Below are 6,218 nucleotides of genomic sequence, written 5' to 3'. Positions count from 1 at the left end.
GGAGCCGGCAGGGCGGGGGGCGGCGCGTCGGCCGCCGCGAGACGGCGCGCGGTGAGCAGCGGGTCGGGCCGGAGCAACCCGAGGAGTACGCCGCCAGCCAGCACGAACGCGACCGCGCTGAACGCGAACGGGCCGGCCAGCGGCGGCAGCCCCCAGCCGGTGGTGACCCGGTCGGCCAGCGCGGCGAAGTTCGGCGCGGCCACCGCGCCGATGGTGGTTGCCCACACGATCAGGGAGAGCTGCCGGCCCCGGCGGGCCGGCTCGGCGAGGTCCACCGCCGTGTAGCGGGCCTGGAGGTTCGCGGCGGTGCCTCCGCCGAAGAGCAGCATGCCGAGGAAGAGCAGCGGCACCCAGCGGGTGGCCGCGGCCAGCACCACCAGCACGCCGCCGACGGCGCCGACCACGTACGCCATCACCAGACCCGGCCGCCGGCCGTGCCGCGCCATGATCCGGGTGACCGGGACGGCGAGCAGCGCCGCGCCCACCACACCGGCGCTCTGCGCCAGCCCGGCCACCGCCGTGCCGGCGATCCGGGCGGCGAGCAGGGCACCGACGGCGATGCCGATGGTCACGCCGACGCCGCCGATGATCTGGGTGGTGAAGAGCAGCCGCAGGGTACGGCGCTGGATCGGCGCGACGTCGGGCCGGACGGTACGCGGCGCGGTCAGGTCGGTGGCCATCGGCGCTCCTTAGGATGGGGGTGCCCCATCCTCGCGCACCCGTGCCGACCAGCGGCAGTGGGTTTCGCTGTCGGCCGAGCCGACGCTCGTCCCTCCGGCGCCGCGGTGTCAGGGCGGGGCGGTGTCAGCCGGACAGGGCGCGGGAGGCGACGGTGAGGTCGGCGACCAGCCCCTCGTACGCCTTGTCCTGATCGTCGGCGCGCAGCACCGCGGACGGGTGGATGGTGGCGAGCAGGCGGGCCTCGGGCGCGTCGGCCCGCTTTCCGGCGTTGTCCACCGGCACCCGCTGGAAGTCCTCCGCGTGCTGGGCCGACGCGGGCCAGGGCAGCAGCTCGCCCCGCTGGCGGGTGACCCGGAAGGACGGGCCGAGCAGCGCCTTGGCTGCTGTCGCGCCGAGCACCACCACGATCTCCGGGCGCAGCCGGGCGAACTCGGCGACCAACCACGGCCGGCACGCGGTGATGTGCACCCGGTCGGGGGTCTGGTGGATACGCCGCTTGCCGCGCAACTCGAAGCGGAAGTGCTTGACCGCGTTGGTCAGATAGATCTGCGAGGAGTCGAGCGCGGCGTCGTCGGCGGCCTTGCGCAACAGCCGCCCGGCGGGACCGACGAAGGGCAGCCCCTTCTGGTCCTCCATGTCGCCGGGCTGTTCGCCGACCAGGACCACCCGGGCGCTCTCGTCGCCCCGGCCGAAGACCGTCTGCGTGGCGTCCCGGTACAGCTCGCACCCCTGACAGCCACCCGAGGCGGCGCGCAGCTCGTCGATGGTGTCCGCGCCCGGCGGGATGAACCGCTGGGCGCCCGGGGCGCTCCCGGTCTGCTCGGCCATGCCGACTGTTATATACCCGTTCGCCGCCCGATGCCGGGTACGCCATGGTGGAGCGCCAGCACCGTCGGCCGGGCCGCGTCAGTACCCGTTGCCGCCGTCACCACCGGACGCGATCGCGATCAGCACGATCACGATGATGATGATCACCACCGCCACCGCGATCCAGAGCCCCTTGCGCGAGCCACCTGAAGCCATGTCTTCCACCTCCGGCGGCCCGCATACCCACCCCAACCGCTGTGAATCGTCGCGATAGCGCGCTTTCTGCCCTACCCAACCGCGCAGGCCCGGCGGCGACAGCCGCGCCCAACTCCGTTGGGTCAGGTGGAGAAGCCCGGTGGTGGGGCGGGATGGGCGGCGCGGGCCAGGGCGGCGGCCAGGGGAACCAGGTCCGGAATGGTGAGAGGGCTGACGGTGATGCGCAGCGCGGGCGGGGCGGCGATCCGGTAGAGGGCTCCGGGGGCCACCGACCAGCCGGCGTCGCGCAACGCGGTGACCGCGCTGGTCTCGTCCGCCACCGGCAGCCAGACGTTGATGCCGCTGCGGCCGTGCGCGGCCAGGCCGTGCTCCGCCAGCGCGGCCAGCAGCCCCGCACGCCGCTGCTCGTAACTCTCCGTCGCCCGCTCCACCACCTCGGCGACCGCCGGGTCGCGCCACAGCGCGAGCACCAGTCGCTGGAGCACGGTGGAGACCCAGCCCGCGCCGACCCGCGTCCGGCCGGTCACCCGAGCCACCGTGGTCTCGTCACCGGTCAGCACGGCCAGCCGCAGGTCGGGGCCGAAGGGTTTGCTCACCGAACGGAGGAAGGCCCAGCTCGCGGTCGCGCCGGCCAGCGGGTGCAGCGGTACGCGGGCCAGCTCGGCGGCGTGGTCGTCCTCGATGAGCAGCAGGTCGCGCCGGCCGGCGAGCAGCGCCCGCAGCGCCTCGGCCCGGGCGGCGGAGACGGCCGCGCCGGTCGGGTTCTGCGCCCGGCTGGTGACGACCAGCGCCCGCGCGCCGGCGGCCAACGCGGCGGCCACCCCGGCCACCAGCGGCCCTTCGTCGTCGAGCGGTACGCCGATCGGGCGCAGCCCCAGCGCGGCGACCAGGTCGAGCAGGTTGGCCCAGCCCGGATCCTCCACCGCGACCGCGTCGCCGGGACGCAGGTGGGCGCCGAGCAGCCGCTCGATGCCGTCCAGCGCGCCGCCGGTGAGGGTGAGCTCCCCGGCCGGCACACCGTCGGCGCTCAGCCGGGCACGGGCCGCCGCGGCCAACTCGGGCAGCACGCCGGCGTCGGAGTAGCCGACCGGCGGGCCGGTTTCGGCGGCCAGCGCCGCCAGGTGCGGGCCGAGGGCGGGCAGCAGCCGGGGGTCGGGCTCACCCCGGGACAGGTCACGGGCCCCGGGCAACGACGCCGGACGCAGCGCGGAGCGGCGGGCGGCCACCGGCGGGCGGGGGCGGACCCGGGTGCCGTGCCGACCGGCGGTGGCGAGCAGGCCGCGCTGGCGCAACTCCTGGTAGGCGCGGGCGACCGTGGCCGGGCTGACGCCCAGTTCAACGGCGAGCACCCGGACCGGTGGCAGGGCGGCACCTGGCGGCAGGCCCCCCGTGCGGATGCCCGACTCGATGCTGGCCGAAATCGCGACGGCCGTCGCCCCGGCGAACTGATAGCGTGCTGACACAAACAGGAGATTGTACTAGAACAAAGGGGCGAGCATGTACCCACCCACCGCCCGGACCATCCCCAGCCGTTCCCGGGACCGGATGAGCTACGACCGGGCCGCCGCGCACGCCGTGCTCGACGAGGCGTACCACTGCGCGCTCGGGTTCACCGTCGACGGCCAGCCGCGGGTGCTGCCCACCCTGCACGTACGCATCGGCGACACGCTCTACCTGCACGGCTCCACCGGCAGCCGGCCACTGCTCGCCGCCCGGGGCGACGGACTGCCGGTCTGCGTCACGGTGACCCTGCTCGACGGGCTGGTCTACGCCCGCTCCCAGTTCCACCACAGCGCCAACTACCGCTCGGTGGTCGCGCTGGGCACCGCCCGACTGGTCACCGACGAGCGGGAGAAGACCGCCATGCTCACCGCACTGGTGGAGAAGGTCGGCGCGGGACGCAGCGCGGCCAGCCGCCCGCCCAACCGGCGGGAGCTGGCCGAGACCGCCGTGCTGGCGCTGCCACTGCGCGAGGTGTCGGTCCGGGCCCGCACCGGTGGGGTGCGCGAGGACGAGGCCGACCTGCACCTGCCGCACTGGGCCGGGGTGCTGCCGCTGCGGCTGACCGCCGGGCTGCCGGAGCCGGACGCCGGGGTCACCGCGCCGCTGCCGGCGTACCTGCGGCCGAACCGGTCGACCTGGCTGGAACCGGTGGTGCTGCGCGGCGAGCACGTGCTGCTGGAGCCCCTGGACCCGAGCCACGCCGAGGGCCTGTACGCCGCACTCGACGACCCCGAGGTGTGGCGCCACATCGGCAGCCCGCGACCGACGAGCGTGGCCGAGATGACCGGCTACATCGGCGCCGCGCTGGAGGCTCACCAGCGGGGCGTGCGGGTGCCGTGGGTGCAGCGCTGCGCGGCCACCGGCACGGTGGTCGGCACCACCTCCTACTACCAGCCGGACGAGGAGCTGCGAACTCTGGAGATCGGCTACACCCAACTCGGCCGGCGGTGGTGGCGCACCGGGATCAACACCGAGGCCAAGCTGCTGCTGCTCACCCGAGCCTTCGGGGAACTGGATGCGACCCGGGTCACCTGGCAGACCAGCACGCTCAACGAGCGCTCGCAGCGGGCGATCGAGCGACTCGGCGCCACCCGGGAGGGCACCCTGCGGGCCAACCGCATACGCGCCGACGGAAGTTGGCGGAACTCGGCGCTCTACTCCATGCTTACCGACGAGTGGCCGAACGCACAGGTCAGGCTGCGGGAAAGGCTTCTCCGGACGGCACCCGTGGCGTGATGATGGCGGGCGTGCTGGGGATCACCGACATCTGGACGTACGTGCTGGGCACCGTGGCCATCATCCTGCTGCCCGGGCCGAACTCACTCTTCGTGCTCTCCACCGCCGCCAAGCGGGGAGTGGCGGCCGGTTACCGCGCGGCCGGCGGGGTGTTCGTCGGCGACGGGGTGCTGATGTTCCTCTCCGCCGCCGGGGTGGCGTCGGTGCTCAAGGCGTACCCACCGCTGTTCCTGGTGATCAAGTACGCCGGTGCCGCGTACCTCGGTTATGTCGGGGTGACCATGCTGCGCGGCGCCTGGCGGCGCTGGCGCGACCGCAACGACCCGAGCACGCCGCGGCTCATCGACGCCGCGGAGCCGGCGGCGATGCGCAGCCCGTTCCGCAAGGCGCTGGTGATCAGCCTGCTGAACCCGAAGGCGATCCTGTTCTTCATCTCGTTCTTCATCCAGTTCGTCGACCCCGGCTACGCCTGGCCGGCGCTGTCCTTCCTGCTGCTCGGGCTGATCGCCCAGGTGACCAGCGCGATCTACCTGACCGCGTTGATCTTCGCGGGCACCTTCCTGGCCACGCAGTTCCGCCAGCGTCGCCGCCTCGCCGCCGGCGGCACCACCGCCGTCGCCGCGCTCTTCCTCGCCTTCAGCCTCAAACTGGCCACCGCCTCGGTGTAAGGAAGGGCCCCCTGTTAACGCCTGCGGTAGAGGAGGGGGCCCCTATTAACACCGTTGACGGGCACAGGCCCCGCTAGGTGCCGTCGCCGCCGGAGCCGCCGCCACCGACTCCGGCATTACCGGCGGTGCCGCCGAGGCCGTAGCCGGGCCGGACCGGCTCGTCGGGGTGGCGGCTGACGTGGGCGGACTCGTCGAGCCGCGCGGACCAGTCGGCGTGTGCCGCCGCCGCGGCGTGCCGGTTGATCGCCTGGCGCAGCCAGCCGTCCACGGTGGCGATCCAGTCCCGCCGGTCGGCGTCCGCATGCCAGATCCGGAACCGGCTGATGCTCTGATGGGTGATCCCGGCCAGCGCCAGCCGGCGGTCCATCCAGAAGATCGCCTCCAGGCCCGCCGAGTTGGTCACGAAGATCACCTCCAGCTCGGTGATCGGGCCGGCGTAGAGCGGCGCCACCCAGTACCCCCACCGCTGGTGCAGCGGCAGGGTGTGCGCCACCCCCGGCAGCGCACCCTCCTGCAGACCGGCCTGGCGGATCATGAAACCCAGCGTCTCGAACGCCGCCAGCACGTGCTGCTGAGTGGGAATCGGGTGCACGAAGACCGGCACCATCGCCCCCTGATCCAGCTCCGGGTCGACGGAGACCTCGGTACGCAGCCCCATCCGCAGGCTCAGCAGCGGCACCCCGCCGAAGATGGTCACCGGGGTCTCCCACGGCAACGGCAGCGCGAAGTCGACCGCCCGACGCCGACCGGCCGGTACGACGAACCGGCCGGCGATCGGCAGCTGAAAAAACTGCACCAGGCGCCGGGCGGCGGCCGGATCATCCGGCTCGACCGTGGTGACCAGGCCGAGCCGGATGTGCCGCACCAGTACGTCGTCCGGCCCCGCCGTCAACGTCACGCGGCCCGGCAGGCGCAGGCCCGGACGGGTACTCGGGTTGGGAAGTGTGGTCTGCACGGACAGCCCGGTCCAGCCGGACTCCCGGGACACCCCCGTCAGCCGCACCGCGCCCCCTGTCAGGCCACGCCCCCAGCCACCCCAGCCCCGACGAGGCCACCTCAACTGTCGCGGACCCCGCGCCTGGTCACCCCGGCTTCCGCGAAGAGAAA

General features: G+C 73.9%; 5 protein-coding genes and 1 pseudogene. 2 read left to right on the top strand and 4 right to left on the bottom strand.

Features of this window, described 5'->3' with window-relative positions; all coding sequences use genetic code 11:
• The 3 genes and pseudogenes from ACWD6N_RS19605 to ACWD6N_RS19595 form a co-directional block, all read right to left on the bottom strand.
• Positions 1 to 680, bottom strand: a pseudogene (locus tag ACWD6N_RS19605) (MFS transporter); the annotation flags it as partial.
• Positions 681 to 804: 124 nt separating this feature from the next.
• Positions 805 to 1,509 (bottom strand): UdgX family uracil-DNA binding protein, encoded by a 705-nt coding sequence (locus ACWD6N_RS19600; protein ID WP_354963188.1) that lies wholly within the window; start codon positions 1,507 to 1,509, stop codon positions 805 to 807.
• Positions 1,510 to 1,826: 317 nt separating this feature from the next.
• Positions 1,827 to 3,167, bottom strand: a complete 1,341-nt coding sequence (locus ACWD6N_RS19595; RefSeq protein WP_354963189.1) for an aminotransferase class I/II-fold pyridoxal phosphate-dependent enzyme — start codon at positions 3,165 to 3,167, stop codon at positions 1,827 to 1,829.
• Between the two features lie 34 nt (positions 3,168 to 3,201).
• Here ACWD6N_RS19595 and ACWD6N_RS19590 point away from each other — a divergent pair, with 34 nt between their 5' ends.
• Positions 3,202 to 4,443 (top strand): bifunctional pyridoxamine 5'-phosphate oxidase family protein/GNAT family N-acetyltransferase, encoded by a 1,242-nt coding sequence (locus ACWD6N_RS19590; protein ID WP_354963190.1) that lies wholly within the window; start codon positions 3,202 to 3,204, stop codon positions 4,441 to 4,443.
• On the top strand, positions 4,443 to 5,111 hold the full coding sequence (gene leuE / locus ACWD6N_RS19585; RefSeq protein WP_089017168.1) for a leucine efflux protein LeuE: 669 nt from the start codon (positions 4,443 to 4,445) through the stop codon (positions 5,109 to 5,111). The genes ACWD6N_RS19590 and leuE overlap by 1 nt, the downstream gene beginning before the upstream one ends.
• A 73-nt stretch (positions 5,112 to 5,184) precedes the next feature.
• Here leuE and ACWD6N_RS19580 read toward each other — a convergent pair whose 3' ends face one another.
• Positions 5,185 to 6,114 (bottom strand): sporulation protein, encoded by a 930-nt coding sequence (locus ACWD6N_RS19580; protein ID WP_354963191.1) that lies wholly within the window; start codon positions 6,112 to 6,114, stop codon positions 5,185 to 5,187.
• Between the last annotated feature and the right edge of the window lie 104 nt (positions 6,115 to 6,218).

This window comes from Micromonospora sp. NPDC005163, from assembly GCF_053599835.1.
This window is presented reverse-complemented; position numbering and strand designations above follow the sequence as displayed.